Origin of the sequence: Rhizobium cerradonense (assembly GCF_030182455.1) — a bacterium.
Taxonomy (GTDB): domain Bacteria; phylum Pseudomonadota; class Alphaproteobacteria; order Rhizobiales; family Rhizobiaceae; genus Rhizobium.
On record NZ_JAQJCK010000017.1, the window covers coordinates 43,934 to 69,228 of the forward strand.

The following is a 25,295-nucleotide window of genomic DNA, read 5'->3' on the forward strand; positions in this document are numbered from 1 at the left end:
TCCATCGGATCCGCGAAGCGTCCAGCAATGCGCCATGTGTTCCCACGCATTGATTGCTCAGTCAGTCGCTGACCGAGCTGACGTGTCCGTCACAATGCCTTCAGCTCGATGCGAATAGGAACTTTTCGAATCCGCCACTCCCCGACTATGTCAGTCGGGTCTCACACGCCACTCCCAGTCGAGGCATCCGTCCCGGCACGTGTCGTACCGAGAGCTTGCCATCCCTCATTCGGCTGTGCTTTGATTCAAGCAGAGATAGGGTGATGAACGGTACAGAAGCTATTGAGGGGGAAGAGTCGAGCTTGGACCGACTCTTTTGATAATGATCGTCGTACGGTTTCGGAACCCTTCCCCATCGTCTCACAAGGCTAGAACGACTTTTCCTGGAACTCGCGCCCCTGTTTCAGCTGCAGTGATCGCGGACAACGCATCAGTAAATGGAACGACGAGGCCGACAGTCGGTCGCAACACACCTTCACTTGCAAGGTCAGCGATTGCCGACAGATGTTTAATCCCCATGGTCGCGAAAGCGAGCTTATATCGTCTGGCTAGCATTCCACGCACCATCCTGCCGGGCGTCGGATTGATATCGACAAAAATTCCTTTTCTGTTGAGCATCGAAAGCCCAGCCCCCACAGACAGGGTTCCAAGCGTGTCGAAGACGGCGTCGAATTTTCCATTCTGAGCCTGGAGCTGCTTATCCCCATAGGTGAAAACCGGATCGACTCCGGCTGCTTTGGCACTTTGCAAGGACGCGGTGCCACATGAGCCGCTCACTTTAATCCCTCGGGCAAGCGCCAACTGCACTGCAGATGCACCTACAGCACCGGTGCAGCCATGGATGAAAAGATGCGATCCCTTTGACATTTTGGCCTTGTCGAATACGGCTGCCCATGCGGTCATCACTGGAATGGGGAGGCAGGCAGCCTCCTCAAACGAAAGGCGCGCCGGCTTTTTTGCCACCAAATGTGAATCCAGGATGATTTCTTCCGCAAAGGCACCGGATTCGTTGAAGTCAACGGTCCCAAAAACGTCGTCACCGACAAAGAGACCCTTCACATCCCTGCCGACGGCAGCGATCACTCCAGCGAAATCGGTTCCCATACCCTTTGGGAACTTCCGGCTCCTGAATAATTTCATGACGCCTTTTCGGAGCTTCCAATCAAAAGGATTTATCGCCGCTGCACTAACGGTGACACGTATCTGTTTTGCACCAAGCTGAGGCAAGTTGGCTTTGCCGATATACATGCGTTCCGGGCCGCCGTAGCGGTCATATTGCACTCTCTTCATATTAGATCTCGTTCTTCCGTCAAATATTGCCCTAACCTTCGTTGCGCTGTTTTCACCGGCAATGGTGCCCTCCAGGAGGGACATACGCACGGCTCCATTGCCTATAAGCTCCGGAGCTGATTTACCCGCATGTGCGGTTTCATCGAGTTGAATGTGGCGCGAACACATGTATACTCCTATCAGAATACTCTCGCGAGAGCAATAGGGACACCATGTCATCGATCAGGCTATTCATTTTATCTTCCTTCGCCGATATCGGCCCCATGCACGGACACCGTCTAAGGCAGGAGGCCGATCGCAAGCGTGTGCCGTTTTGGACCGACATTCCCGTCGGAGCCGTTTATGGTGCAATGAATCGGCTCGCGACCGAAGGGCTGTTGCGCGAAGCGGGCCGCGAACAGGAAGGCAACCGCCCTACCCGTCAGATTTATGAAATCACCGACGAAGGAAGGCGTGTGTTGGCGGATCTGAGGCGTAATGGCCTGACGGAAATCTGGTTTAAGTATGATCCGTTCGACCTCGCGCTTACGCGCACCGATCCAGCCAAACTGGACGAACTTCCCGCCCTCCTGGCCGACCGGTTTGCAAGGATGACAGCGCTGCTGGAAGAGCGGCGGCGCATGATCGAGCAAGCCATGCCCTTTATCGGAGTGGCGGAGGAATGGGCGGTCCGTCATACAGAGCGCCGGATGGAGGCGGAGGTCCAATATCTTGCGGACCTCATCGCAGCTCTCCCGGATCTCATGGCCGACGAGCGCAATCCCCGGCCGCGCAAGGAAAAGCCATAGGTTCTGTCAGGTGACAGCCGCCTTGAGGCCAACTCCAATTGGGTTTTCTTCCCGTGGTTATCGGGCATTCACTGTTGGACGCGCCATCTGGCTTGCGGCTACGTCTTGAGCGGGTCGGGCCGCAAAGCACGAGTGATTTCGCCTAGGATGGTCCGCTCATCGAGTCATCAGGAAAGCTCAGCAAGGTCCTGTTCCGTCAGCACGATGTCGCCCGCAGCCATATTTTCTTCCAGATGAGCAATGGAGCCGGTGCCGGGAATTGCGATCATCACTGGCGAAAGAGCCAGTAACCAAGCCAGCGCGATCTGGTTGCTGGTTGCCCCATGTCGGCCTGCAATCCGCGCGAGACGCCCGTCGTCGATATTCGCCATCCCTCCGCCGAGCGGGAAGAAGGGGCTGAAGGCGATATTCTCCGTTTCACAAATTCCCAACAGCGCAGCATCTCCGCGCTTGGCAACATGAAAATTGTTCTGCACGGCAACCACCGGCGCTATCGCACGGGCTTCGGCTAGATGATCGGCATCGATATTGCTGAGACCGAGGTGACGAATTAACCCCTCCTCGCGCAGCGCTGCAAGAGCTTCGAAACGTTCAGCGAGCGACTCGCCATGGGGCGGCGCCATCTCCCCGATGCGCAGATAGACCAGATCAAGCCGGTCCAAGCCGAGATCTTGAAGATTTTCCTCTACCAACCGGCGCATGTCGGCACCTGTCGCGGTCCGATGGCTATCGTCCGAGCTGAAAACGTGACCCACTTTGGTTGCGATCACGAGGTCCCGGCCGTAGGGAAAAAGCGCCTCTTGAATTAGCCTGTTCGCACGAACAGTTTTATCGCTGCTATGATAGAAGGCGGCCGTATCAATCAGGTTCGCACCGAGCTCGACGGCGCGGCGAAGCACGGCGCGGCCGGCGCCCGGATCCCGCGCTGGGCCGCGAAACCCCTTCGATACAAGGCGCATGGCGCCAAACCCCATCAGGTTAACTGGCATGTCTCCGCCAAGAGAGAATTTCACAGCTTTGTCTGACACTGGTTGCTCCATGAATTGCGAAACTATTTGTGCGGAAGAAATGGGGGGTTCTTCGCCATATACTCCTACATGAGTATTCTTATGATAGCAATACGCAAGGCAGTGCGGTCAGTTGCTGACGAGTGTACCTGTTCTTACGAACTGGCCGACATCGTTCGAAGCCTTTGCAGCGACCTTGTTCAAAATCAGCGGTAGGATGCCGCCGGCCCGTAGGATCTCGACCTCGACCGATCCCTTCTTCATGCCGGCAATGGCCGGCGCGTCTCGCTGACGGGAATCCGATCCTGCGGGCGCCGGGAACCTGCAAGACTCGGCTCTATACTCGCTAGATCGATTTGCAGCGTGGAGGTATAGCGCGGCTGTGAGGAAGGATCGAACCAAATGCCGACACGCTTGGCAGAGCGTTCGACAAAATTGACGTGATCTTCGCTGCGCCCGGTCGTCCGCAGATATTGGATCGTCTGGCCATCAATCGGGAAGTAGGCGCTGTTGCCGCCGAATTCCGGCGTCATGTTGGCAACAACGGCGCGATCGCCTGCCGTCAATATCGAAACGCCCGGCCCAAAAAATTCGACGAACTTGTCCTGAAGGTCGATCTGGCGGAGCAGATGCGTGACCATCAGAGCAAGATCGGTCGCAAGAACACCATACCGCATGCAGCCGGTCACCAAAGAAGCGCAGAAGCGCAATTGAGCCAACACGGCCAGTTGCGCTATTGGGTTCGCACGAAGGAAATGTTGCGTTCGATGTGGATTCAGGCACAAACACCAACTCGATGTCGTGAGTTTGCCGATTGCCGATATTGCAGATCGACAGGAAGCTCCCCCTCGCCGCGAAATGCCAGGTGAAGTTACCCAGGGGAGCTTGTAGCCGCCGCGCCACCTTGAGTGTCGCGGCGGCCAAAATGTTCGACGCGACTTATTGCCGGCCCGTCTTGATGACTTTGTCGAAATACGGCGCTGGCGCCACTTTCACGCGGATTTCGCGCAACTCATGGCGGTCCACCGTGCGCCGGCGTGTATTCGGCTCGCCCCAGAGGAGCGTGAGTTCCGTGCCGGGGGTGGCGTCTTCAAGATTGACAAGCGCAAGCGAAATGAAGCGCTTTGCATTCGCCGAATAGGCCGACCATTGCGAGACGCCCGCGAGCTTGCCGTTGCTTAGAACAGCGTCGGATTCGAATGTGGCATACATGGGTGTGGGAAGAGCCATGAAGCGGCCAGGCTTTTCGTGGTCGAAGAGCGAAGCCTTGATCGTCGCGGCAACGTCATCGTCGTTCCAGACGAGCGTCACCTTCGTGCGCCTCTGGTTGGCTGCCCGATCCTTGAGCGCATCCCGGCCCACGAAGTCGCGGTTCCAATCGATGAGGCCGCCATAACCCACTTCGATGGGGTCGACATAATAGTCCTCGATGCGGTCGGAGACGTGACTGCCACCGAGCGACGCGATCGATTCCAGATAGTAGTTGTTGAGCCATTCGCGATAAGGCTTCATTTCGGCGCTGTGATAGATCGCCGGCAGCGGCATGGGCATCCAGCCGGATTCCTGGGCCGTCGTGGAGTAGGCAAGCGCGCCGATCTTGCGCATTCCATATTTCTCGCCTGTTCTTTCCAGCGCTTCCCGCACAGCCTGCTGGTCGTCCCATTTGCCATAGAGTTCGAAGCCCGGCGCGCCCGCCATACCATGCCGCAACGCCCGCACGTTTTTGCCGGCGATCCGGAACTCGCCGATGAAGAAGAACTTGATGTCCGGCAGCGTGTTGCCCGTCACGTCCTGCATAAGAGCCAATGCCTGTGGCCCCTGGATCTGGAGCCGGAACACATCGCGCGGCGCTTGGCGGACCGACCAGTTGTCATTCTTCTCGGCAGTCACGTTCAAAGATGTGCTTTGGGCATTGTAGAGCAGCCAATCGCTCGCAAACGGCGCGCCGACGACGCGGAAGAACTCCTCCTCCTCGCGGAACAGGATCGCGTCGGCGATGTAATTGCCGTCATGACCCGTAAGGACGATCTGCTTGGCGCGGCGCACCTGAAATGGATCGAACTTGTTGAGCGCGAACTGCGACAGGAAGGGGATCACTTCCGGCCCGCGCAAATGCAGTTCGGTCATGTGATAGGATTGCTCCAGAAGCGCGACGCTATCCTTCCAGGACTGCACCTCGTCGCGCCAGTTGGTGAATTCCGGAGGTATGCCCGGAAAGACATAGGGGCCGATATTCGACCCCCGCAGCAGCTTCACCGCTCCGCCCGCTTCGTTGATCAATGTTTCGAGGCTCCTCGGGGCTCCTCCACCTGCAGCCATGATACTCCTCCCTTAGCTTGCGACATCCTCCAGTGTGGCCTCAGCCCGTTGGTTGCTTAACGGTTGAGATCAAGAAAACATACTAGTTGGTATCGAAAAACCTATTGGTATGTCAAGCAAGACGAAAATGCACTGAATTAAATGCGCCGTCGCGATTCATCCTCGGGGAGCCGTTTGGAACTCGGAGGATTGCTTGCTGGTCGCCTGCGCCCAAATCGCCTTCTGACAGACGATGCGAGGGCCAATCAGTCCGCCTGCGCTAGTGAACCGAAACCATGGCGGACAGCCTTTTCAGTACGGAGAATTCGAGCCGGACGTTCGTCCGGCTCTTTGCAGGTCTAAACGGTCAGAACGCCGTTCTTCTTTGCCGTCCACGTGGCGATGTAGTCCATCAGGCCCGGTGAGAGGCAGTCGTAGGGTGCAAGGCCCAGCTCGGTTAGACGTTCACGAATTGCGTCCATCTTCGAAGGGGCATACCCTGCCTCGATGATTGAGGATACGAACGCGGCAAAGCCGGGTTCCGCCCATCCTTCTTCTTCGAAACGCTCGGGGTGGACGAAGGACAAACCCTTGAACGGATGATCCCGCTCCACCGGCCCGTACATATGAACACCGCACTCCTTGCAGGCATGTCGCTGGATCAGGGCATTTGCATCGACGACCACGAGCTTATCGCCGTTCTCAACGACTTCCACGGCTTCCGTGGGCGCTACCGCAACGATGGAGAAATTTGCGCCCACCGGCTTCCAGCATTTGGTGCAGCCGCAGGCATGATTATGGGCGATATCGCCTTTGATCTTCACCTTGACCGGGTTCGTGGTGCACTCGCAAACGAGAGTGCCTCCGGCGATCGGGGCACCTCCCGTCCTCAATCCCCCATCGACATGGGGGTGTATGCCGACATTTGCCATTGCATCTTCCTCCTATTTGGCCGGACACCACGCCCGGCCTTCAGAACGGCAGGTAGCCGATTAACGATCCAGTCGCTCCGCATGCCACCTCAAATGGGGGGCCGAAGGGGCATTCCTCGAGCCGCTCGACAGTGATCCGCCAGGTGTGGGCCAATTGGAACTCCGTTACAGTTCGACGGCGTAATAGGTGAATCCGCCTTCGTCCTTCCCGACGCCAGAAATGGCGTCATTGATCTTCTCCAGCGGCCACACCATCGGCGACATGACCGACATGTCGATGATCCCTGCTTCGACCATCGCCGCGATCTCCATGCCTTCCGCGGCCGTGAACCATACCGAGCCGATCAATTCCATCTGCTCGTCCATCCACCATTTGACGTCGACAGGCAAAGCGCCCGATGTGCCACCGATGTTGATGATGCGGCCGCCCCGTTTGACGCCGCCCATGGCGTCCAGCATGGAGTCGAGCGGCGCCTTGGCGCCGAGCGTATCGAGCATCAAGTCCACTCCGCTCCCGTTCGTCTGCTCCTTGACGAATGCTCCCGATGATCCCTTCACGTTCGAGAAGGTGACGATGCGATCCGGCGCGATCGCTTTCAGCCGTTCAAGCAGCGCCTCGCCCCTGGCCACGGCATAAATCCTGGCAACACCCATCGCCAACGCGAACAGTGTGGCACCCAAACCCAGTGTTCCGGTTGCGCCGTTAATGATTAGCGTCTTGCCCATCAGCGGTCCGCACTTCTTGAGGGCGGCGTAGGACGTACCGAGATAGCCCATGCGGGAACCTTGGACGAAGGTCATGTTGTCGGGGATTTTGACGACCTGCGCCTGCGGGGCCAGCATGAATTCGCCGAAGCCCCCGTAAGGATAGCGGGCGAACATGTCCATGCTTTTGGGGTTGTAGCCGAAGTACCCGCCAAGCGTCCAATATTCGCAGGCCTGCGGTTTGCCGGAAGAACAATGGTGGCATGCTCCGCAGAAACGCCCGGGATTCACATAGACCCTGTCGCCCGGCTTGATGCTGACAACTTGGGGACCGACCTCGTGAACCACACCACTCGGATCAAGACCGTGAATCGCAGGCCGTGGCGGCAGCGGCATTTGCGGATACCAGGTCTCCCAGTTAGCCAGAACATTCGCCAGGTTCGGAACCATTCCGCAGGCTTTTACGCGGACGATTACATCGCTCCCGGTGGCCTTTGGACGTTCGACCTCGTCAATGCTCATCGGCTGACCCACGGCGTGGAGCCGCGCGGCACGCATCATTTCCATCGGTATTCCTCCCAAACTCGAAGATTGCCCCGTATTGACATACTATATGGACTGTGAATACCGTTTAGTATCTTAAAAGGCAAGCGAGGAATGCAACTATCCTCGCCGACCCGGCAGAGGCCGGTGTGAAGGAGGAGAAATGAATTTCGTTTTGGTCGACTGGCTCCGCATTCTCTGCGGCGTCTGGTTTATCCCCCACCTGATCGGCAAGGGCCTCCATTATGAGAAGGCAGAGGGAACGTTCGACGCGGCTGGCTTCAAGCCAGCGAAGCTGTTCGTCGGTCTTGCGATGGTTGCAGAGGCGTGTGCCGCCGTGGGTTTGATTTTTTCTGTCTATCCCAGGATTGCGGCCGTCGTCGGTGCCCTGGTGCTGTTCGGTTCGGGCTACGCGGTTACAAAAATCAACGGCCTGAATTGGCGTTGGCAGAAGATGGGGCCGGAATATCCGATCTTTTGGGGGCTCATTTGTCTCTCGACGGCTCTTGTGTAACCGGTGCATTTTGAGGTACGCCTCGGTGTCTGGATACGCACGAACGGGAATTACGAATGGCACGGCTGACACGTGAGCAAAGTCAGGCTCGAACGAAAGAGAAGCTTCTAGCGTCCGCTTATGAGGTCATGGCACGGTACGGCTACGCTGGGGCTTCGATTGAGCGGATCGCCGAGGAGGCCGGCTATTCGAAGGGCGCGTTCTACTCGAACTTTGCCAATAAGGAAGACATCTTCCTCCAGCTTCTTGCCGGCAATGCCGGTGGCGACGTGGTTCAGTTGACGGAACTTCTCGGGAACTGTGATGATCCCATGGAGCTCATTGACGTTCTCGCGACCTGGGCGAACAACCGCGGCGATGACCGGCGGTGGGGAATGCTGGCGATCGAGCTGCTGCGCATGGCACAGCATGATCACACACTCGGAGATCGCCACATCAAGCTGTTCCGGGATCAGTGGGAGGGCGTCGGCAAGATCCTTATCGAGAAGTTGGATCTCGTCATGCAGCCCCCCGCGAGCCCGTTCTATATTGGCGGTATCGTTCTCGAACTTACCTATGGCGGTATTTCGAGCTTCCTCAGGGAGGGAGCCCCTGGCGACATGGTCCGGGTCGTTTTGCACGACATGTATCGGTCGTCGCGAGCAACCAAATCCGGCGTCCCGGTAAAGGCCTGACCGGGACCATCTGCCACACGGCATGACAAACGCACGGCTTTACCGTCAGCCGTCCCGCGCGCCGTTAACGTCTCAACAATCTATCGATCACCGAAGTCGCCATGCAGCGGGGAAAGCACCCGCTTTTGCGTCCATAGCGCGCTTGACTTCCAAAAATTCGGAGACTAGCTTTCATTCGGAAACCATTTAGTATGTGAAAACTACTCGGTATCCAAACTGAAAGTGGCGACCGCTGTTGAGGAGCATGCGGTTATTGGGGGGACTATGAGCAAAAGTAGAATGACAGCGATCTGTCGGAGCATGCAACCCGGACGTTAGGGCGCTGGCTGCTTTGGTGCCGGCTGTCACGCGCTGGCGTGCCGGACGCCGCAGGATACATTTTCGCAATTCGGAAAACATCTCATGCTTGGATTTGGCAACTCTCCGCAGGAGGCGTTGGCCGCGTCCCTGCTCGTCATGATGCTCGTCGGCATTTTCGCGTCGGGCCTGATGCGCTGGCGCGGCCTGATGCGCCCTACCGACCTCCTGATGCCTGCTGCATTGCTGGCAGCCTATTGGCTCGTCTACAACAAGGTGCCGGCTTTTCCGCCTGTCGGGGCGGTCAACAAGCTGTTCTACGTGATTGTTATCGGGACGGCAGTGGGGTTTGCGGTCGAGATCGCCGCCCAACGCGCGGTTCGCGTTGTTGCCTTTCTTCAGCCTGTGGCAGCCGCATTTTATATCGGTCTGCCTCGTTTGGGAGTGGCGACGTGGGAAGTGGTGGCTGCTGCGACGGTGGGCGTTGCTATAATGTGGCTCATCCTGCGCGGGATGTCGGCTCGCGCGGAGGATGACGTAAAGCGGGGCGGCGTCGTTGCCGTGCTTGCGCTCGGCTTCGCGCCGATAGCCCTTCTCGGCGCATCGTCCTCCTCGTTTCAGCTCTGTCTGATGTTCGCAGCCGGTTGCCTGGGAATTCTCCTGGTACACATCGTCAACCCCGTTTTCCGCTTTGGCGGCGCCTCATCGATCGGCGTGTTGGGTGGACTGATTTCCGTCGCTTTCACCGTGGTGTTGATCACGCGCAAAGCCGATCCCGTCGCCATTGCGATCCTCGGCCTCTGCGTCGTGCTGCCAGTGTTCTCGGAGGGTATCTGCCGGATGCTTGGCGTATCCCGGCAGTTTCCGCGCCTTTTCGTCCATGTAGCCCTGGCTGTGCTTCCGGCCGCGTTGGCGGTCGCTGTCGCGTTCCTGGACTATGGATCGAGTTTTCCAGCTTAACCTGAGGAGGAGAATGAAAATGAAATATAGACTTGCAGCTTTGTTGCTTTCTATGACGTCGCTCGCCGAGGCAGTGTCGCCCGCTTGGGCCACCAAGTTCGACATCGACCCCGTCCATTCAGGAATCGCGTTTTACATCGACCACCTGGGCTTCTCGAAAGTGATTGGGGTCGCGCAGGAATTCTCAGGCGCTTTCGACTTCGACGCCACGAAGCCCGAGGGAAGCAGCCTTGATGTCAAGGTCAAGGTCGGTTCGATCTCGACGAACAACAAGCAACGCGACGGCGACATCCAGGGTGCTGATTGGTTCAATGCGACGGAATTTCCGGAAATCATCTTCGTCGGCAAGGAGTTCAAGAAGACCTCCGACACCACGGGCCAAATTACTGGCGACCTAACGATTGCGGGCGTCACGAAATCCACTGCGCTGGATGTCAAGTTCAATAAGGAAGGTCAGAACCCCTGGGACAAGAGCCACGTTGTCGGCTTCAGCGCGACAACTAAGGTCAAGAGGAGCGATTTCGGCATGAAGGCAGCACTTGGGATGATCGGTGACGACGTCGATCTCGTGATCCAGGTGGAAGGTCGCGAGCACCAAGGCTGATTGAACGCAATCCCGACCGCAGGGTCATTTCGCGAGAAAGGTACCGTCGCTGTCGCGCGACGGTACCTTTTCTGTATAGGCGCATCAGAAAACGCTTTGCCCAGAACAAATAGCCGCTTCACCGGCCGCTTCGCAGCTTCCATAGTCGCCCGACCCGGGGATGGCGGCCGGGTGAAATTTCCAACTATTTCGGATACTTTTTAGTATGCAAATTCTAATCAGTATGTTAACGAAGATCCATGCGGCTGGAGGACGGAGATAAAACCGTAAGCGCGCATCGGGAGGATCTGTCAATGCTTTCGCCTGCAATCTCGCTCGTTTGCGGTACACCCGCGCGGCCAAGCTCGCCCATTTGCGGACCGCGAACCTTCAGCCGACGCACTCCTTATTCTTCCGCGACCTGACACTCGCAATCAAGGCCGCACCGCGGCAATTCTGGCAATCATCGAAAGGAAATCTAATGGACGTACGCGCCGCCGTCGCCATTGCCGCCGGTAAACCGCTGGAAGTCATGACCGTTCAGCTCGAAGGCCCGAGGGCCGGCGAAGTGCTGGTCGAGGTCAAGGCAACCGGCATCTGCCACACCGACGATTTCACGCTCTCAGGCGCCGATCCGGAAGGCCTGTTTCCGGCAATCCTCGGCCATGAAGGCGCCGGCATCGTCGTCGACGTTGGCCCCGGTGTCACCTCGGTGAAGAAGGGCGATCACGTCATTCCGCTTTATACGCCCGAATGCCGCGAATGCCCGTCGTGCCTGTCGCGCAAGACCAATCTCTGCACGGCGATCCGCTCCACCCAGGGCCAAGGGCTGATGCCGGACGGCACCTCGCGTTTCTCGATCGGCAAGGACAAGATCCACCATTATATGGGCTGCTCGACCTTCGCCAATTATACGGTGCTGCCGGAGATTGCCGTCGCCAAGGTCAATCCGGACGCCCCCTTCGACAAGATCTGCTACATCGGCTGCGGTGTCACCACCGGCATCGGTGCGGTCATCAACACCGCCAAGGTGGAGATCGGCGCAACCGCTGTTGTCTTCGGCCTCGGCGGCATCGGTTTGAACGTCATCCAGGGCCTGAAGCTTGCCGGCGCCGACATGATCATCGGCGTCGATCTCAACAATGACAAGAAGGCCTGGGGCGAACGCTTCGGCATGACGCATTTCGTCAATCCGAAGGAGGTGGGCGACGACATCGTGCCCTACCTCGTCAACATGACGAAGCGCGGCGCCGACCAGATCGGCGGGGCCGACTACACCTTCGACTGCACCGGCAACACCAAGGTGATGCGCCAGGCACTGGAGGCCAGCCATCGCGGCTGGGGCAAATCGGTCATCATCGGCGTTGCCGGCGCGGGCCAGGAGATTTCCACCCGTCCTTTCCAGCTCGTCACCGGCCGCACCTGGATGGGCACGGCCTTCGGCGGCGCCCGCGGCCGCACCGATGTTCCCAAGATCGTCGACTGGTACATGGAGGGCAAGATCGAGATCGATCCGATGATCACCCACACCATGCCCCTCGACGACATCAACAAGGGTTTTGAACTCATGCATTCCGGAAAGAGTGTCAGGGGTGTTGTCATCTATTGACGATCAGCAACTTTCTAAGAGGGGAATTACATGATCATTGGATCACCACGAGAACGGCTTGAGGGGGAAGCACGCGTCGCGATGACGCCGGACAGCGCCACCCAGCTTCAGAAACTCGGATATCAATGTGCCATCGAAACCGGCGCCGGCAAACTTGCCGGCTTCTCCGACGACGCCTATCGCGCAGCCGGCGTCAGGATCGTCGACAGCGTTGAAGCACTTTTTGCAAGCGTAGACGTCATCGCCAAGGTGCGCCCGCCGGAGCCGAGCGACATAGCAAAGCTTTCGAGCAACAAGACGCTGATCTCCTTCTTCTATCCCGCGCAGAACAAGGAGCTTCTTGAGCAAGCGAAGGCAACGCGTGCAAACGTGATTGCCATGGACATGGTGCCGCGCATTTCGCGCGCCCAGAAGATGGACGCGCTGTCCTCCATGGCCAACATCGCAGGCTATCGCGCCGTGATCGAGGCCGGCAATAATTTCGGCCGCTTCTTCACCGGCCAGGTTACTGCGGCCGGCAAGATCCCGCCGGCCAAGGTTCTGGTGATAGGCGCAGGCGTCGCCGGTCTTGCCGCCGTCGGCACCAGCGTTTCGCTCGGGGCCATCACCTATGCATTCGACGTTCGTCCGGAAGTGGCCGAGCAGATCGAATCGATGGGTGCAGAATTCGTCTTCCTCGATTTCAAGGAGCAGCAGCAGGACGGCGCGACAACGGGTGGCTATGCATCCCCGTCGAGCCCGGAATTTCGCGAAGCGCAGCTAAAGAAGTTTCGCGAGATCGCGCCGGACATCGACATTGTCGTCACCACTGCGCTAATCCCAGGCCGCGATGCGCCGAAGCTCTGGCTTGCAGACATGGTCGCTGCGATGAAGCCGGGCTCCGTGGTGGTCGACCTTGCGGCCGAACGCGGTGGGAATTGCGACCTGACTGTTCCGGATCAGAAGATCGTTTCCGAGAACGGCGTCACCGTCATCGGCTACACCGATTTCCCGAGCCGCATGGCCGCGCAGGCATCGACCCTCTATTCGACGAACATCCGCCACATGATGACGGACCTGACCCCGAAGAAGGATGGCGTTCTCGTCCATAACATGGAAGACGATGTTATTCGCGGAGCCACTGTAGCCTTTGAAGGCGAGATCACCTATCCGCCGCCACCGCCAAAGATCCAGGCGATTGCAGCCCAGAAACGACAAGAAAAGGCCAAGGAGCTGACGCCGGAAGAACGGCGTGCCGCCGAAGCTTCCGCCTTCAAGTCGGCGACGCGCCAGCAGGTCGGCCTGCTCGTCGTCGGCGGCCTGCTCATGGCACTTATCGGCGCCTATGCGCCGTCGGCCTTCATGGGCCATTTCATCGTCTTTGCGCTCGCCTGCTTCGTCGGCTTCCAAGTGATTTGGGGCGTCAGCCATTCGTTGCATACGCCTCTGATGGCGGTGACCAATGCGATTTCCGGGATCATCATCATCGGTGCGCTGCTGCAGGTCACAGCGGGCGGATGGCTGGTGACGGCCCTTGCCGCCGTTTCGGTGGCGATCGCTACCATCAACATCGTCGGCGGCTTCATGGTCACCCGGCGCATGTTGAACATGTTCCAAAAGTCGTGACGCCGGCCCGGGGATCAGAATCATGTCTATCGGTATCCAGACCGCGGCCTACATCGCCGCATCCGTTCTCTTCATCCTTTCGCTCGGCGGCCTTTCCGGTCAGGAAAGTGCCAAGCGCGCCGTATGGTACGGCATCGTCGGCATGGCGATAGCCATACTCGCGACCATCCTCGGGCCAGGCGTCGGGCTTTCCGTTGTCCTGCTCATCATGCTCGTCGTTGGTGCTGTCGTTGGCACGTTGCTGGCGCAGCGCGTCGAAATGACCGGCATGCCGCAGCTCGTAGCAGCGCTACACTCCTTCGTGGGCCTTGCTGCCGTGCTGATCGGCCTCAACTCCGACATGACGGCGCATGAGTTCGCCACCAATGCGGAAAAGATCATCCATGAAGCGGAAATCTTCCTCGGCGTGTTCATCGGTGCGGTGACCTTCACCGGCTCGATCATCGCCTATGGCAAGCTTTCCGGCCACATCCGCGGCAAGGCACTCATCCTGTCCGGCCGGCACATGTTCAACATCCTGATGGTGCTCGTGTCGCTTGCGCTGATGATCATGTACATGAATGGCGCGGGTTCATGGTCGCTCTACCTGATGACGCTGATCGCCTTTGTCATCGGCGCTCATCTCGTCATGGCGATCGGCGGCGCCGATATGCCGGTCGTCGTCTCGATGCTCAACTCCTATTCCGGCTGGGCGGCGGCGGCGACAGGCTTCCTCCTCGGCAACGACCTCTTGATCGTAACCGGAGCACTCGTCGGCTCGTCGGGCGCGATTCTCTCCTACATCATGTGCAAGGCAATGAACCGCCAGTTCCTGTCGGTCATTCTCGGCGGCTTCGGCAATGCCTCGGGCCCGGCGATGGAAGTCGTGGGCGAGCAGGTTGCCATCGATGCCGAAGGCGTTGCCGCAGCGCTCAACGACGCCGACTCGGTCATCATCGTTCCAGGTTACGGCATGGCGGTCGCGCAGGCTCAAAGTGCGGTTTCGGAACTCACCCGCAAGCTGCGCGCAGCCGGCAAGAACGTGCGCTTTGCGATCCATCCGGTTGCAGGCCGCCTACCTGGCCACATGAACGTCCTGCTCGCGGAAGCCAAGGTGCCCTACGACATTGTGTTGGAGATGGACGAGATCAACGACGACTTCCACGAGACCGATGTCGTCATCGTCATCGGCTCGAACGACATCGTCAATCCGGCCGCAAAGGAAGACCCGAATTCACCGATCGCGGGCATGCCCGTGCTCGAGGTCTGGAAGGCCAAGCAGGTTTTCGTCTCCAAGCGCGGCCAGGGTACCGGCTATTCCGGGATCGAGAACCCGCTGTTCTACAAGGAAAACACCCGCATGTACTACGGCGACGCCAAAGAGTCGGTCAGCGGCCTGCTTCCGAGGCTGGCCTAAGTTCGATGATGAGTGCCGCCACCAACTGAAGAAATACTGTCAAAGAAACGCATTCCTCGGCAGCCATAAGACCTTCACCGGCAGGCTGCCGTTGCGCGTTCTGGATAGTTCATTCAGAGGTCGCCCGACTACATTCAGCGCGCGATAGGTTGTGGAGACGGACCCGTCCACATGCGGCTAAGGCCGCTCGAACGGTTTGTGTCAGATAGCGAGATCGCCTGCAAACTAGAAGGTGACCTGTGTTATCGAATAAATGAGCGGAATGACGCAACGCCCATGGCTAGGAGTGCCATGGGCGCGGACGAAGTCTTAATTGATGCGTTCTTCAGCCCGAAATTCAGCCATGAAATATCTGACTGCCGGAAGTCGCTCGACTATCGCTTGGAGCATCCGCTTCGAGTGCGACTAAACGGTGATTTTGGCTCGCCGCTCAGCGTATGATCCTCGAGATCCGCCCGTGATGCGAGACGATCTGCTGCTATTCTTCGGGGGCAATGCGAACGACGATTCCACTGAGAGTCTCGTCAAAGGGGATCTGACAGGAAAGCCGCGAGTTCTCTTGGCGGTAGTCGGAGCCTTCCAGCAACTCGCTCTCGTCGATCGAGGGCGCCGCCAGGCTTGCGGTCTCTGGCAATTCCTCGACGTAAAGGTGGCAGGTGGCACAGGAAAGGCACCCGCCACACATTGCAAGCAGCTCATCAAAGCCCGCGTTTCGGATATTCTCCATCAGCGAAGCGCCCACTCTTCCCTCGAAACTATGCAGCTCTCCGTCCCGCGTACGCACCGATATCATAGACATTTTTTCCTCCACTTCATTCCGGCCCTCGAATGCCTCACGGCACTTCGGGGCCAAGTTCCTTGAGTTGTTTCGATGTGTCCGCCAGGGCGTCGCGGTCGATCCTCGCTGAGCTATCGACAAGCTTTCGTCCTTGCACGTAATCGCGGGGTGCGTTGATGCAATCGAGGGCCAGAACCGCCCCGTCCTTCAGGTAGATGACGCTGAAGCTTCGGCTGTTGGGACTACCGCGTGTCACCACGCTGTCAAAGCCGTAGTTGAGACCAACTGTCTGGATCCTCAAATCGTATTGGTTGGACCAGAACCAGGGCGTCGCATCGTAGGGCTTGAGTTCGCCGCAGATCGCCTTGGCGGCGGTGGTGGCCTGATCCGTAGCGTTCTGTACGGATTCAATGCGAATGCCACGGCCATGTCTCAGCCTTGCGCAGTCTCCGATGCAGTAGATGTCCGGCAGGGATGTCTGGCAAAACTCATCGATATCCACACCGTTTGAGCCTTCCGCGCCCGCCTCGATCAGCGGGCCGGCTGAAGGGGTAATACCTATGCCGACCACGACGATATCGGCGGGGATCGTCTCGCCGGTCGCAAGTACTACGCTCTTGACGCGGCCGTTGGAACCCTCCAGAGAGCCGACGCCGGAGTTGAGGCGAATGTCAACGCCATGTGCACGATGTTCGGCTTCGTAGAACCTCGATACCGGCTCCCCGGCTACGCGCGCGAGTACGCGGTCGAGCGCCTCGACCAAAGTGACCTCTTTGCCGATCTCTCGGAACACCGCTGCCGCTTCGAGACCGACATAGCCGCCGCCGACGATCACGATCCTTTCGGCGCCGGGAAGGACTTCGACGAGCGCGTCGCAATCCGCCTTGTTGCGGATATAGCAGATTCCGGCCAGCTCGCTGCCGGGGCAGGAAAGTTTCCTCGGTTCGCCACCAGCCGCCCAAACAAGCTTGCCGTAGGAGAAGCGTTCGCCAAAGTCCGTGACGACGACATGGGCTGCCGCATCGACGATGGTCACACGCCTGCCCAGCATCAGTTCCACTTGTCGCGAAGTCCAGAAATCCGGCGGCCTGAGATGCATCCTTTCGAAGGATTTCTTGCCTGCGAGATATTCCTTCGACAGCGAAGGGCGGTCGTAGGGGACTTCCGGCTCGGCGCTGATCAGCGCAATGCATCCCGTGAACCCGGACTGCCTGAGCGCTGCCGCTGTCTGCGCGCCGCCGTGCCCGCCGCCGACGATGATGCAGTCGAAGAAGCGATTGTTGTCCTCCCGCGTCATTGTCATGACTCTCTTTCAGCGCCGATGAGGACGAAGCACATGGTCGCGGGCTTATCGCCCTTGTTGCGCCAGGCATGGCGCGTGCCGCATTGGACGACGACGTCGCCCTGCTTCAGCAGCGTTTCGGCGCCGTCGTCGAGTTCGAGCCAGACCTCGCCATCGAGGACAATGTCGTAATCCACTGTGTTGGTGGTGTGCATACCGGGGGCGTCGGGCTCGAATGCCTGGATCAGGCCGGGGATATGCACCGCCTGTTCTTCGAAGGCGGCAGCCGGATCGACGGTCGCGAATACCGAGTCCGGCGGGAAGACGACGATCATCAGCTTCGTCTGGCCCGGTTCGGGGGTGATCAGGATTTGCGGCGGCGCCTGCTCCGCATGACCCTGCGGAAGGCTGGGTTTCGCTGACGTTGCGTAAAGGACGGAGGTAAGATGGCCCGGCACGGAATCGTACACGTGGGCATTGGGTGCGGGGCCGTCGCTGATGAAGACGGACTTGCCGTTGCTAATTCCTGTGACGACGCGCCGGGGTATGCGCAGTTGCGTTGCCTTATTCATAGATCAGGCCCTTCGCCTCAAGCTGCGGACGCATGTTGTTAATGTCGAGGCTCAGCTGGCCCGACTCGTAGAGGCCACGCTTCTCCTCCTCCATCTTCTGACGCTTTCGGGCCTTCTCCAGAACCGACGCCGCCTCGTCGCGCTTGACCACACAGACGCCGTCGTCATCGGCGACGATGACATCGCCCGGCTCGATATAGGCTCCGGCGCAGACCACGGGGACCTGGACGTTCGCCAGCGTCTCCTTGACGGTGCCCTGCGCCGATATCGCCTTGGACCAGACGGGGAAGTTCATGGACCTGAGGTCGGCGACATCGCGTACGCCGGCATCGATCACCAGACCCAGAATTCCGCGAGCCTTGCACGATGTCGCGAGAAGATCGCCGAAATATCCGTCCGTGCATGGCGAGGTCGGTGTGACGACCAGGATGTCGCCGGGCTGCGCGACCTCAAGGGCGACATGGATCATCCAGTTGTCACCCGGTGGCACCTCGCATGTGAGCGCCGTCCCGCCGATGCGCGCGCCCTCGATCACGGGGCGCAGATGCGGGGCCAGCAGTCCCTTGCGGCCCTGCGCTTCATGGACTGTGGCGACACCCAGCTTGCCCAGGGCTTCGCATATCTCGCGATCCGTCCGCGGTGTCTTGGTCATTACCTTCATTGGAAGCCTCCCGAGATGCATTCAAACGTATTTCAACCAGCCGACCGCGCCCAGGAGGAAGCTGCGCTCGAACACGCCTGCGGCGCTGGATCTGGCGGCCTCATCAAGCAGGTTGGCGCGGATCATCAAGTCGACCGTGGCATTCATCGCAGCTTGCGGAATGGAAAGATCGCCGGGCCACATGCCCATGTCGCGCATGTAGTGAAGGCCGCGCGAGGCGAGTTCGCTGTCGTCTTTCGTGGTAATTCGCTGGAAAATCGGAAGCGTGATGTCGTCGCGGCTCGGGTCGTTTGTTATCGCATAGGCTTCGAACAGCGCCTTGAGGAAACGGGCGACCACATTGCGGTTGCCGTCCAACCAGCTTTTGCGGCCGATGACTGCGGCGAAGACGATCTCGGGAATGACATCGTTGATTTCGCCGATCAGATTGTAGCCTTCGCGTTCGGCCAGGAAATTCCATGGCGCGGGCTGCGGGGCGCACTCAATTTCCCCCGCCTGCAGGGCTTCCCAGCGCTTGGTGTGGATGCCGGCAAGTTCGAATTCGTAGTCGCCGGGATACCGCAGGCCTTCCTTAGACAACAGCATTTGGGTGTAGATCGCCGTGCCCTCGGTAAGCGACGAGGTACCGACCTTTTTGCCCTTGAGGTCCCTGATCGTCTTGATCGAAGGCTGAGCGACGAGCGACATCGGCAGGCGATTGGAATTCGAGGCAATAACCCTGAGCTCGCCGCCTTTGACGAAGTTCGAGACGGCACCTTCAGGTGGCGTTATCGCGAGATCGGCCTCGCCTTCGAGAACGGCGGTGGTCGCCTTGTCGACGGTGCCCATCTTCTTGTATTCGATCACCAGCCCGTGCTTGGCGAAAATTCCATGCTCTTCGGCCACGAAGACCGGGAGCCAGTTGAATCCTTGCGCCCCGCCAGCGAGGCTCAGATGTCGGCTGGAAACCATGTGATTTCTCCCTATTCAGTTGCGACGCTTCAAAGGCCGCGTTCGCGCAATCTCTTGTCCAAGAGTGGATAGACCCGGCGTGCGTTTCCTTCGAAGACTGCGTGTCTCTGTTCGTCGTCGAGGGCGAGATGGTCGATGTATCTCTTGGTGTCGTCGAACGGGTGCCCGGTCTCCGGATCGGTCGCCTTCACAGCGCCGAGCAGCTCGGAGCCGAACAGGATGTTCTTGGTGTCGACGACGCGGAAGAGCGTATCGATCCCCGCCTGGTGATAGACGCAGGTGTCGAAGAAGACATTGTTCATAAGGTGCGTGTCGAGGCCGGGCTTTTCGAGCATCATCGACAGGCCGCGATAGCGGCCCCAGTGATACGGCGCAGCCCCGCCTCCGTGCGGTATGATGAACTTGAGTTCCGGATGGCGCTCGAACAGGTCTCCCTGAATCAACTGCATGAATACCGCCGTATCGGCGTTAATGTAGTGTGCGCCCGTCATGTGAAGGCAGCGCTCACAGGAACTCGAAACGTGGATCATCGCGGGGACCCTGAGAGCGACCATGGCCTCCCACATGGGATCCCACCATGGATCGTAGATCGGTGGCGCACTCCAACGCCCGCCTGATGGGTCGGGGTTGAGATTGCATCCGACGAAACCGTTTTCGACGCAGCGCTCCAACTCCTCGATGACATCAGACAGGTCGCCGTCGACTGTCTGAGGAAGCTGGCAGACCGCCGCGAAATTATCCGGGAACATGTCGACGATCCGGCCAATATTGTCGTTCGATAGGCGCGACCACTCCTTGGCGACCGACAGCCCCGGTACATGGTGTCCCATACCGGAGGCACGGGGGCTGAGCAGCGTCACATGCGAGCCGCGCTCGCGCTGAATTTTAAGTTGGTTCGCCTCAATGATGTCGTACAACTGCTTATCGGGGATTCCCGGATAGACAGGGAGCACGGAAGACTTTCCTTCCGCATAGGCGACTTGCGCCGCGCGGAAGGCGTGGTGCTCCGGCGGTTCGGTCGTAAAGTGGCCGTGGCAGTCGATGATCAGCGACATCACGCATTCCACTTCGCGGGGAGGTCGGATATGCCACGGAACCGCCAGCCCTTGCCCTTGACCTCCCGCGACGGATCGAGGCGAAGATCGGGCAACTGCCGGAACACTTCGGCAAGCGCAATCTCGCCCATCGCACGGGACAGGAAGTGGCCGGAACAGAAGTGCGGACGGAACCCGAATGACAGGTGCTGCTTCTTCTTGCGGAACATGTCGAAGCGGTCGGCGTTTTCGAAACGGATCTCGTCGCGGTTGGCCGACCCCATGACGATGGCGACGGATGACCCCTCAGGGATGACCGTGCCGGCAATCCCGAAATCTTGCTTGGCAATGCGCGGTGTTACGCCGATCGGGGCGATCCAGCGCAGACCCTCGTCGAAGGCGCGCATCGCGTTTTCCTGCGGCTGCTCCGCCATGAGTTTCGCCTGGTCGGGATTTGAAAGAAGACCCGTGCAGGCGTTCGCCGCTGCATGGCCTGGCTCCTGGAGGCCACCGAGGATGATGACGCGCATGGTCGGAGAAATCTCCTCCCAGCTTCGAACCTCGCCCTTTGGCATTCCGCCGTACATGACATGGCTGAGCAGCGAGTGGTTGGGCTTCGACAGGCACGCCTGGTAAAGATCGCCCATCTGCTTGTCGATGTCGGCAAGCGCATCGTCCAGTCGCTTCCATACGGCCGGATCATTGCTGACGTTCTGCAGACCCAGCGCCATCGCGTGGAACCACTCGACGAGAGCTTCGTTTGGCGTCTCCGTCAGGCCGATGACATCGCCAATGCACCGCACCGAGATTGGCTCGAAGAGTTCCGTCGTCAGGTTTGCTTCACCATTCTTCTTGATGGCGTCGATGTAACGCTGCACGACCGGGCGCGTCACGCCTTCGACGAACGAACGCACGCGTTCCTGCGTGAGATTCTCGTCGATACCCTGGCGGAGGCACTGATGATCTTCCCCAGACATGGTCAGGACGTTCGGCATGCCCATGACGCGGGCCTCGGGGCGGTCTGCCGAACCCGACGGTCCGAACGCTTTGTCGTTGCCGCCGATCGTGCGGCAGTCGTCGAACCGCGTAATGAAATATTCTTTCGTCCCTTCGAAGAAGGCCACAGGCTCCTCCGCGCGTAGCCTCGCGTAGACGGGATAGGGGTCCCTATAGAGATTTTCGCCCGTCAGCTCGGTGTTCGTTCCCGTCATCGATTTCCTCCCTCACCCTGCATCGCAGGGTTTTCGCCAATCCCGCCGTCATGTTCTCCAACCCGACGGCATGCATTCTCAGGACGTTCCTCTAGAGCAATCGCCATGCGATTGATGCTTGACATACCGAAACGTCTTCGGATACTGATAGGTATCCAAAGCGGGATTGGCTGTCAACAAGAGAAATGGACAGGCCGTGGAGAGACCGCCTCGGGAGGAGGAAATCATTGAACGACAGCAGCATCGCCGAGATGCGTCTTGTGCTTGAGGCGCGTGATGTCTCCGTGCAATTTGGCGGCGTCAAAGCCCTGACCAATGTGTCGGTTTCCGTGAGGGCCGGAGAAATCTGCGGCTTGATCGGACCAAACGGAGCAGGCAAATCGACCTTTCTCAATGCGGCGACCCGGCTGGTGAATTACACAAGCGGATCGATCATGCTTGGCGGTCAGCCGCTCGAAGGCGTCGGTTCGCGCGAAATGATCGGAATGGGCATCGCGAGGACCTTCCAGAACCTTGGCATCTATGCGTCCATGACTGTTCTGGAGAACGTCATGCTCGGTGCGCATCATCGGTTTGGCGGCAAGTTCGCCCAAGCGATTTTCGCTCCATCCCGGGCAAGGGCTGTGGAACGGTCCGCGCGCGAAAAGGCAATGGCAGTGCTTGAAGAGGTCGGCATGGCCGAGCTCGCCCCGCGCACCGCCGGATCGCTTCCCTATCCCCTGCAGAAGCGTATGGAGATTGCTCGCGCGCTTGCCGCCGAGCCAAAAATTCTTCTGCTCGACGAACCTGCCGGCGGGCTGACGCACGGCGAAGTCCACGAATTCGGGGCGCTCGTCGATGGCATCAGACGCAATCGGGACCTCTCCATTCTTCTCATCGAGCATCACATGGGGTTGGTCATGAGCCTTTGTGACCGGATCGTTGTGCTACACCTGGGCCGTAACCTGGCCGAAGGCACCCCTTCCGAAATCAAATCCAACGACGCGGTGATTGCCGCCTATCTCGGGAAGGCAGCATGACGCTGGATCTCAGAAACCTCTCCGTATTCTATGGCAAGACGCAGGCGCTGTTCGACTGTTCGTTCTCAGTGGGCGAAGGCGAGTTTGTCGCCCTGCTCGGCTCCAACGGGGCCGGGAAGACAACGCTCCTGCGCGCCGTGTCGGGACTGCTCCCATTCAAGGGCTCGGTTGCCTTTGCTGGAAAAGCGCTCGACAAGATCGTGGCGCAGAAGCGCCTCGCGCTCGGCATCGCGCACATACCCCAAGGACGAGGGACTTTCTCCGAGTTTACGGTCGATGAAAACCTGTCGCTCGGAGCGACGATCGTGTCCAACCGATCCCAAGTGAGGGAGGACAAGGAACGCTGGTACGAGACATTCCCGCGTCTGCGCGAACGGCGCAACCAGCTTGCGGGAAACCTTAGTGGCGGAGAACAGCAGATGCTGGCTGTGGCACGCGCGCTCATGTCCCGACCGAAGCTTCTGATGTGCGACGAGCCATCGCTCGGGCTCGCCCCTTCGATCACCCAGGAAATCCTGGCGATTTTCAAGACGCTCAACAAGGATCACGGCATGACGCTGCTCGTGGTCGAGCAGAATGTCGACATCACCCTTCAATATGCCGACCGGGCCTTCGTCATCGAGGCCGGCCAGATCGTCGCGAGCGGTGCGGCAAAGGAGCTGATCGGCAACGAAGACATCAAGAAATCTTACCTGGGAGTTGCCTGATGAGCCTCTTCTTCCAGCTCGTCGTCAGCGGCCTGACCACGGGCGCAATTTACGCGGCGCTGGCCCTGGCGCTCGTCCTCATCTTCAGGGCAACCAACGTCGTCAACTTCGGCCAGGGCGAGATGGCGACCTTTTCCGCCTATGTCGCCTGGCAGTTGATGCACTGGGGTGCGCCGCTCTGGCTCGCCGTCCTCGCGAGCCTCATTGTGGCGTTTGCTACTGGGATTGTAACTTTCCGCTTGATTATCCGGCCGATGATGAGCGCTCCGGTGGAGGCAATCGTCGTTATCACCCTTGGTATCCTCGTTCTCTTCCAAGCCGCGTGCATGTGGATGTGGGGCGCCGAACAGCTCTCGTTCCCAAGCCTTTTCCCTGACGGCGGCTTCAATATCGGTGGGGTTCGCGTGCTCTCTTCCGCCATCGGCACGCTGACGATCCTTCTTGTTATTGCTTTGGCAATGGGCATCATCTTCCGGTTCACCAGGCTTGGCCTGTCGATGCGCGCGGCCGCTTTCGACCATGCTCGAAGCGTGCTTGTCGGCGTCAACGTCGAACGCATGCTGATGTTGGGATGGGGCTTTGCCGCTGTCATCGGGGCGCTTGCCGCCATCCTGATTGCCCCCCGCCTGTTTCTCAGCCCGACAATGATGACGCCAATCCTATTTTACGGGCTCGCTGCAGCGACGCTCGGCGGCTGGGACAGTCCGCTTGGCGCGATCGTCGGCGGCCTCGCCGTCGGCGTCGCCGAGAGCTTGGGTGCCAGCTACCTCTCATTTATCGGCGCCGACATGCGCATCGCAGTGCCGATCGCCCTCACCCTGGTCATCCTGCTTGTGAAGCCCGTTGGCCTGTTCGGTTCCTATAAGGTGACAAAGCTATGAATGATGGAGTCCGCGCGGCCACTCTCAAGTTCGGTCTCTTTGCGATCGTCGCGATCCTGATCCCAGTCTTTGCGCCGGGATATGCGTTGCAACAGGTGGCGATTGCCATCGCCTACGCCATCGCCATTCTCGGTTTGAACCTGCTGATGGGGTTCGCCGGGCAGATTTGCCTTGCACAGGGAACGCTGTTCGGTGTCGGCGCTTACGTTACCGCGATCCTCAACGCCACCTACGGCGTCTCGCCGCTCGTGACGCTGCCTGCCTCAGCCGCGGTGGCAGCCGCGATTGGGCTGGTCATCGGCCTTCCGGCACTCAGGCTTCAGGGCTTGCAACTGGCCATCGTTACATTCGGCATTGCGGCCGCGTTCCCGCAACTGCTGCTCAAGATGAAAAGCCTGACCGGCGGCGTATCGGGGCTTTCGATCGATGCCCCCGAAGCTCCGAGTTTCTTCTCGGATCGCCCCGAACTGTGGCTCTATATCATATCGCTTACGTGCGCGGGTGTCGGTGCCCTGCTCGTCTCGCTGATGCTCTTCGGCGACAACGGGCGCGCCCTTAGAGCACAGCGGGATAATCCACAGATTGCTCAGGCGCTCGGCGTCAACCTGACACGCACCCGCCTTTGGGCGTTTGCCGCAAGTTCGGCGCTCGCCGGACTCGGCGGTGGAGTGTTCGGCATCATCAGCGGTTTCATCAGCCCGGAGTCGTTCCTGGCAATCCTGTCCATCAACATCGTGATCGGCAGCATTGTCGGCGGCGTCACCAGTATCGTCGGAGCGTTTCTCGGCGGTCTCTTCATGGTCTTCGTCCCGACCTGGACATCTGACATCAACCTGAGCCTCGGCAATCTGATCTACGGCCTCGCGCTGATCCTGATCATGACGGTCGCGCGCAACGGGGTCACTGGCTTCATCGAAAAATGGCTCTCGATGACTTTTCGGAGGATGGCGAGTAGCCGACGCCAAATTGAAACAAGGGAGGAACTGATATGAGATTTA

Annotated in this window: 25 protein-coding genes and 1 pseudogene; 12 read left to right on the forward strand and 14 right to left on the reverse strand. The window is 59.2% G+C overall.

Features of this window, described 5'->3' with window-relative positions; genetic code table 11:
• Positions 1 to 360: 360 nt before the first annotated feature.
• Entirely contained in the window at positions 361 to 1,458 is a 1,098-nt protein-coding gene (locus PH547_RS27215) for an NAD(P)-dependent alcohol dehydrogenase (RefSeq protein ID WP_285169941.1), read from the reverse strand.
• A 44-nt stretch (positions 1,459 to 1,502) separates the two neighbouring features.
• Between PH547_RS27215 and PH547_RS27220 the strand changes: the two genes are divergently transcribed.
• Positions 1,503 to 2,078, forward strand: coding sequence for a PadR family transcriptional regulator (locus PH547_RS27220; RefSeq protein ID WP_112400447.1), 576 nt, complete (start codon positions 1,503 to 1,505; stop codon positions 2,076 to 2,078).
• Between the two features lie 167 nt (positions 2,079 to 2,245).
• Here the strand turns inward: PH547_RS27220 and PH547_RS27225 are convergent, their stop codons facing one another.
• From PH547_RS27225 to PH547_RS27250, 6 genes and pseudogenes are all read right to left on the reverse strand, one after another.
• The gene (locus tag PH547_RS27225; protein WP_285169943.1) at positions 2,246 to 3,091 is read right to left on the reverse strand and encodes an aldo/keto reductase; all 846 of its coding nucleotides are present in this window, start codon (positions 3,089 to 3,091) and stop codon (positions 2,246 to 2,248) included.
• 123 nt (positions 3,092 to 3,214) lie between these two features.
• Entirely contained in the window at positions 3,215 to 3,349 is a 135-nt protein-coding gene (locus PH547_RS27230) for a hypothetical protein (protein WP_281413933.1), read from the reverse strand.
• Positions 3,332 to 3,774, reverse strand: a pseudogene (locus PH547_RS27235) (aconitase family protein); the annotation flags it as partial. The pseudogene PH547_RS27235 and the gene PH547_RS27230, both read right to left, overlap by 18 nt.
• 250 nt (positions 3,775 to 4,024) lie before the next feature.
• A complete protein-coding gene (locus PH547_RS27240) occupies positions 4,025 to 5,404 on the reverse strand; it encodes an aminomethyltransferase family protein (protein ID WP_112400450.1) in 1,380 nt (459 codons plus the stop codon).
• Between the two features lie 338 nt (positions 5,405 to 5,742).
• On the reverse strand, positions 5,743 to 6,315 hold the full coding sequence (gene gfa, locus PH547_RS27245) for an S-(hydroxymethyl)glutathione synthase (protein WP_112400451.1): 573 nt from the start codon (positions 6,313 to 6,315) through the stop codon (positions 5,743 to 5,745).
• Positions 6,316 to 6,480: 165 nt separating this feature from the next.
• Positions 6,481 to 7,587, reverse strand: coding sequence for an alcohol dehydrogenase catalytic domain-containing protein (locus PH547_RS27250; protein WP_112400452.1), 1,107 nt, complete (start codon positions 7,585 to 7,587; stop codon positions 6,481 to 6,483).
• 139 nt (positions 7,588 to 7,726) lie between these two features.
• Here PH547_RS27250 and PH547_RS27255 point away from each other — a divergent pair, with 139 nt between their 5' ends.
• The 7 genes from PH547_RS27255 to pntB all read left to right on the forward strand — a co-directional run bounded on the left by PH547_RS27255 (position 7,727) and on the right by pntB (position 15,201).
• Positions 7,727 to 8,077, forward strand: coding sequence for a DoxX family protein (locus tag PH547_RS27255; RefSeq protein ID WP_112400453.1), 351 nt, complete (start codon positions 7,727 to 7,729; stop codon positions 8,075 to 8,077).
• 56 nt (positions 8,078 to 8,133) lie between these two features.
• Positions 8,134 to 8,751, forward strand: coding sequence for a TetR/AcrR family transcriptional regulator (locus PH547_RS27260; protein ID WP_112400454.1), 618 nt, complete (start codon positions 8,134 to 8,136; stop codon positions 8,749 to 8,751).
• A 402-nt stretch (positions 8,752 to 9,153) separates the two neighbouring features.
• Positions 9,154 to 10,008 carry a hypothetical protein gene (locus PH547_RS27265; protein WP_112400455.1) on the forward strand — a complete coding sequence of 285 codons (855 nt, stop codon included), beginning with the start codon at positions 9,154 to 9,156 and terminating at the stop codon, positions 10,006 to 10,008.
• Positions 10,009 to 10,027: 19 nt separating this feature from the next.
• Entirely contained in the window at positions 10,028 to 10,612 is a 585-nt protein-coding gene (locus PH547_RS27270; RefSeq protein WP_112400456.1) for a YceI family protein, read from the forward strand.
• Between the two features lie 460 nt (positions 10,613 to 11,072).
• Positions 11,073 to 12,200, forward strand: a complete 1,128-nt coding sequence (locus tag PH547_RS27275) for an S-(hydroxymethyl)glutathione dehydrogenase/class III alcohol dehydrogenase (protein ID WP_112400457.1) — start codon at positions 11,073 to 11,075, stop codon at positions 12,198 to 12,200.
• 30 nt (positions 12,201 to 12,230) lie between these two features.
• Positions 12,231 to 13,805 (forward strand): Re/Si-specific NAD(P)(+) transhydrogenase subunit alpha, encoded by a 1,575-nt coding sequence (locus tag PH547_RS27280; RefSeq protein ID WP_112400458.1) that lies wholly within the window; start codon positions 12,231 to 12,233, stop codon positions 13,803 to 13,805.
• A gap of 22 nt (positions 13,806 to 13,827) precedes the next feature.
• Positions 13,828 to 15,201, forward strand: a complete 1,374-nt coding sequence (pntB, locus tag PH547_RS27285; protein ID WP_112400459.1) for a Re/Si-specific NAD(P)(+) transhydrogenase subunit beta — start codon at positions 13,828 to 13,830, stop codon at positions 15,199 to 15,201.
• Positions 15,202 to 15,679: 478 nt separating this feature from the next.
• Here pntB and PH547_RS27290 read toward each other — a convergent pair whose 3' ends face one another.
• From PH547_RS27290 to PH547_RS27320, 7 genes are read right to left on the reverse strand one after another with little or no spacing between them, the layout of a single operon-like run.
• Positions 15,680 to 16,000, reverse strand: coding sequence for a 2Fe-2S iron-sulfur cluster-binding protein (locus PH547_RS27290; protein WP_112400461.1), 321 nt, complete (start codon positions 15,998 to 16,000; stop codon positions 15,680 to 15,682).
• Between the two features lie 34 nt (positions 16,001 to 16,034).
• Positions 16,035 to 17,282, reverse strand: coding sequence for an NAD(P)/FAD-dependent oxidoreductase (locus PH547_RS27295; RefSeq protein ID WP_285169944.1), 1,248 nt, complete (start codon positions 17,280 to 17,282; stop codon positions 16,035 to 16,037).
• The gene (locus tag PH547_RS27300; protein ID WP_112400462.1) at positions 17,279 to 17,833 is read right to left on the reverse strand and encodes a cupin domain-containing protein; all 555 of its coding nucleotides are present in this window, start codon (positions 17,831 to 17,833) and stop codon (positions 17,279 to 17,281) included. Before PH547_RS27300 ends, PH547_RS27295 begins: the two co-directional genes overlap by 4 nt.
• Positions 17,826 to 18,494 (reverse strand): 4-carboxy-4-hydroxy-2-oxoadipate aldolase/oxaloacetate decarboxylase, encoded by a 669-nt coding sequence (locus PH547_RS27305; RefSeq protein ID WP_112400463.1) that lies wholly within the window; start codon positions 18,492 to 18,494, stop codon positions 17,826 to 17,828. Before PH547_RS27305 ends, PH547_RS27300 begins: the two co-directional genes overlap by 8 nt.
• 21 nt (positions 18,495 to 18,515) lie before the next feature.
• Complete coding sequence (locus PH547_RS27310) at positions 18,516 to 19,445, reverse strand: ABC transporter substrate-binding protein (protein ID WP_112400464.1); 930 nt, start codon at positions 19,443 to 19,445, stop codon at positions 18,516 to 18,518.
• Between the two features lie 29 nt (positions 19,446 to 19,474).
• Positions 19,475 to 20,500: an amidohydrolase family protein gene (locus tag PH547_RS27315; RefSeq protein WP_112400465.1), complete on the reverse strand. Its 1,026-nt coding sequence runs from the start codon at positions 20,498 to 20,500 to the stop codon at positions 19,475 to 19,477.
• Positions 20,500 to 21,690, reverse strand: a complete 1,191-nt coding sequence (locus PH547_RS27320) for a cytochrome P450 (protein WP_112400466.1) — start codon at positions 21,688 to 21,690, stop codon at positions 20,500 to 20,502. The genes PH547_RS27315 and PH547_RS27320 overlap by 1 nt, the downstream gene beginning before the upstream one ends.
• 227 nt (positions 21,691 to 21,917) lie before the next feature.
• On the opposite strand from PH547_RS27320, the gene PH547_RS27325 reads away from it, so the two are divergent.
• The 4 genes from PH547_RS27325 to PH547_RS27340 are packed head-to-tail and all read left to right on the forward strand — an operon-like array spanning position 21,918 to position 25,289.
• The gene (locus PH547_RS27325; RefSeq protein ID WP_112400467.1) at positions 21,918 to 22,709 is read left to right on the forward strand and encodes an ABC transporter ATP-binding protein; all 792 of its coding nucleotides are present in this window, start codon (positions 21,918 to 21,920) and stop codon (positions 22,707 to 22,709) included.
• Entirely contained in the window at positions 22,706 to 23,416 is a 711-nt protein-coding gene (locus PH547_RS27330; RefSeq protein WP_112400468.1) for an ABC transporter ATP-binding protein, read from the forward strand. The genes PH547_RS27325 and PH547_RS27330 overlap by 4 nt, the downstream gene beginning before the upstream one ends.
• Positions 23,416 to 24,297, forward strand: coding sequence for a branched-chain amino acid ABC transporter permease (locus PH547_RS27335; RefSeq protein WP_112400469.1), 882 nt, complete (start codon positions 23,416 to 23,418; stop codon positions 24,295 to 24,297). The genes PH547_RS27330 and PH547_RS27335 overlap by 1 nt, the downstream gene beginning before the upstream one ends.
• A complete protein-coding gene (locus PH547_RS27340) occupies positions 24,294 to 25,289 on the forward strand; it encodes a branched-chain amino acid ABC transporter permease (RefSeq protein ID WP_112400470.1) in 996 nt (331 codons plus the stop codon). Before PH547_RS27335 ends, PH547_RS27340 begins: the two co-directional genes overlap by 4 nt.
• Positions 25,290 to 25,295: the final 6 nt, after the last annotated feature.

What these genes read in the sequence shown, in the direction of transcription:
- PH547_RS27215 (WP_285169941.1), bottom strand. Translation starts at nt 1,458, where the DNA reads ATGTGTTCGCGCCACATTCAACTCGATGAAACCGCACATGCGGGTAAA.
- PH547_RS27220 (WP_112400447.1), top strand. Translation starts at nt 1,503, where the DNA reads ATGTCATCGATCAGGCTATTCATTTTATCTTCCTTCGCCGATATCGGC.
- PH547_RS27230 (WP_281413933.1), bottom strand. Translation starts at nt 3,349, where the DNA reads ATGAAGAAGGGATCGGTCGAGGTCGAGATCCTACGGGCCGGCGGCATC.
- PH547_RS27240 (WP_112400450.1), bottom strand. Translation starts at nt 5,404, where the DNA reads ATGGCTGCAGGTGGAGGAGCCCCGAGGAGCCTCGAAACATTGATCAAC.
- gfa (WP_112400451.1), bottom strand. Translation starts at nt 6,315, where the DNA reads ATGGCAAATGTCGGCATACACCCCCATGTCGATGGGGGATTGAGGACG.
- PH547_RS27250 (WP_112400452.1), bottom strand. Translation starts at nt 7,587, where the DNA reads ATGGAAATGATGCGTGCCGCGCGGCTCCACGCCGTGGGTCAGCCGATG.
- PH547_RS27255 (WP_112400453.1), top strand. Translation starts at nt 7,727, where the DNA reads ATGAATTTCGTTTTGGTCGACTGGCTCCGCATTCTCTGCGGCGTCTGG.
- PH547_RS27260 (WP_112400454.1), top strand. Translation starts at nt 8,134, where the DNA reads ATGGCACGGCTGACACGTGAGCAAAGTCAGGCTCGAACGAAAGAGAAG.
- PH547_RS27265 (WP_112400455.1), top strand. Translation starts at nt 9,154, where the DNA reads ATGCTTGGATTTGGCAACTCTCCGCAGGAGGCGTTGGCCGCGTCCCTG.
- PH547_RS27270 (WP_112400456.1), top strand. Translation starts at nt 10,028, where the DNA reads ATGAAATATAGACTTGCAGCTTTGTTGCTTTCTATGACGTCGCTCGCC.
- PH547_RS27275 (WP_112400457.1), top strand. Translation starts at nt 11,073, where the DNA reads ATGGACGTACGCGCCGCCGTCGCCATTGCCGCCGGTAAACCGCTGGAA.
- PH547_RS27280 (WP_112400458.1), top strand. Translation starts at nt 12,231, where the DNA reads ATGATCATTGGATCACCACGAGAACGGCTTGAGGGGGAAGCACGCGTC.
- pntB (WP_112400459.1), top strand. Translation starts at nt 13,828, where the DNA reads ATGTCTATCGGTATCCAGACCGCGGCCTACATCGCCGCATCCGTTCTC.
- PH547_RS27290 (WP_112400461.1), bottom strand. Translation starts at nt 16,000, where the DNA reads ATGTCTATGATATCGGTGCGTACGCGGGACGGAGAGCTGCATAGTTTC.
- PH547_RS27295 (WP_285169944.1), bottom strand. Translation starts at nt 17,282, where the DNA reads ATGACAATGACGCGGGAGGACAACAATCGCTTCTTCGACTGCATCATC.
- PH547_RS27300 (WP_112400462.1), bottom strand. Translation starts at nt 17,833, where the DNA reads ATGAATAAGGCAACGCAACTGCGCATACCCCGGCGCGTCGTCACAGGA.
- PH547_RS27305 (WP_112400463.1), bottom strand. Translation starts at nt 18,494, where the DNA reads ATGAAGGTAATGACCAAGACACCGCGGACGGATCGCGAGATATGCGAA.
- PH547_RS27310 (WP_112400464.1), bottom strand. Translation starts at nt 19,445, where the DNA reads ATGGTTTCCAGCCGACATCTGAGCCTCGCTGGCGGGGCGCAAGGATTC.
- PH547_RS27315 (WP_112400465.1), bottom strand. Translation starts at nt 20,500, where the DNA reads ATGTCGCTGATCATCGACTGCCACGGCCACTTTACGACCGAACCGCCG.
- PH547_RS27320 (WP_112400466.1), bottom strand. Translation starts at nt 21,690, where the DNA reads ATGACGGGAACGAACACCGAGCTGACGGGCGAAAATCTCTATAGGGAC.
- PH547_RS27330 (WP_112400468.1), top strand. Translation starts at nt 22,706, where the DNA reads ATGACGCTGGATCTCAGAAACCTCTCCGTATTCTATGGCAAGACGCAG.
- PH547_RS27335 (WP_112400469.1), top strand. Translation starts at nt 23,416, where the DNA reads ATGAGCCTCTTCTTCCAGCTCGTCGTCAGCGGCCTGACCACGGGCGCA.
- PH547_RS27340 (WP_112400470.1), top strand. Translation starts at nt 24,294, where the DNA reads ATGAATGATGGAGTCCGCGCGGCCACTCTCAAGTTCGGTCTCTTTGCG.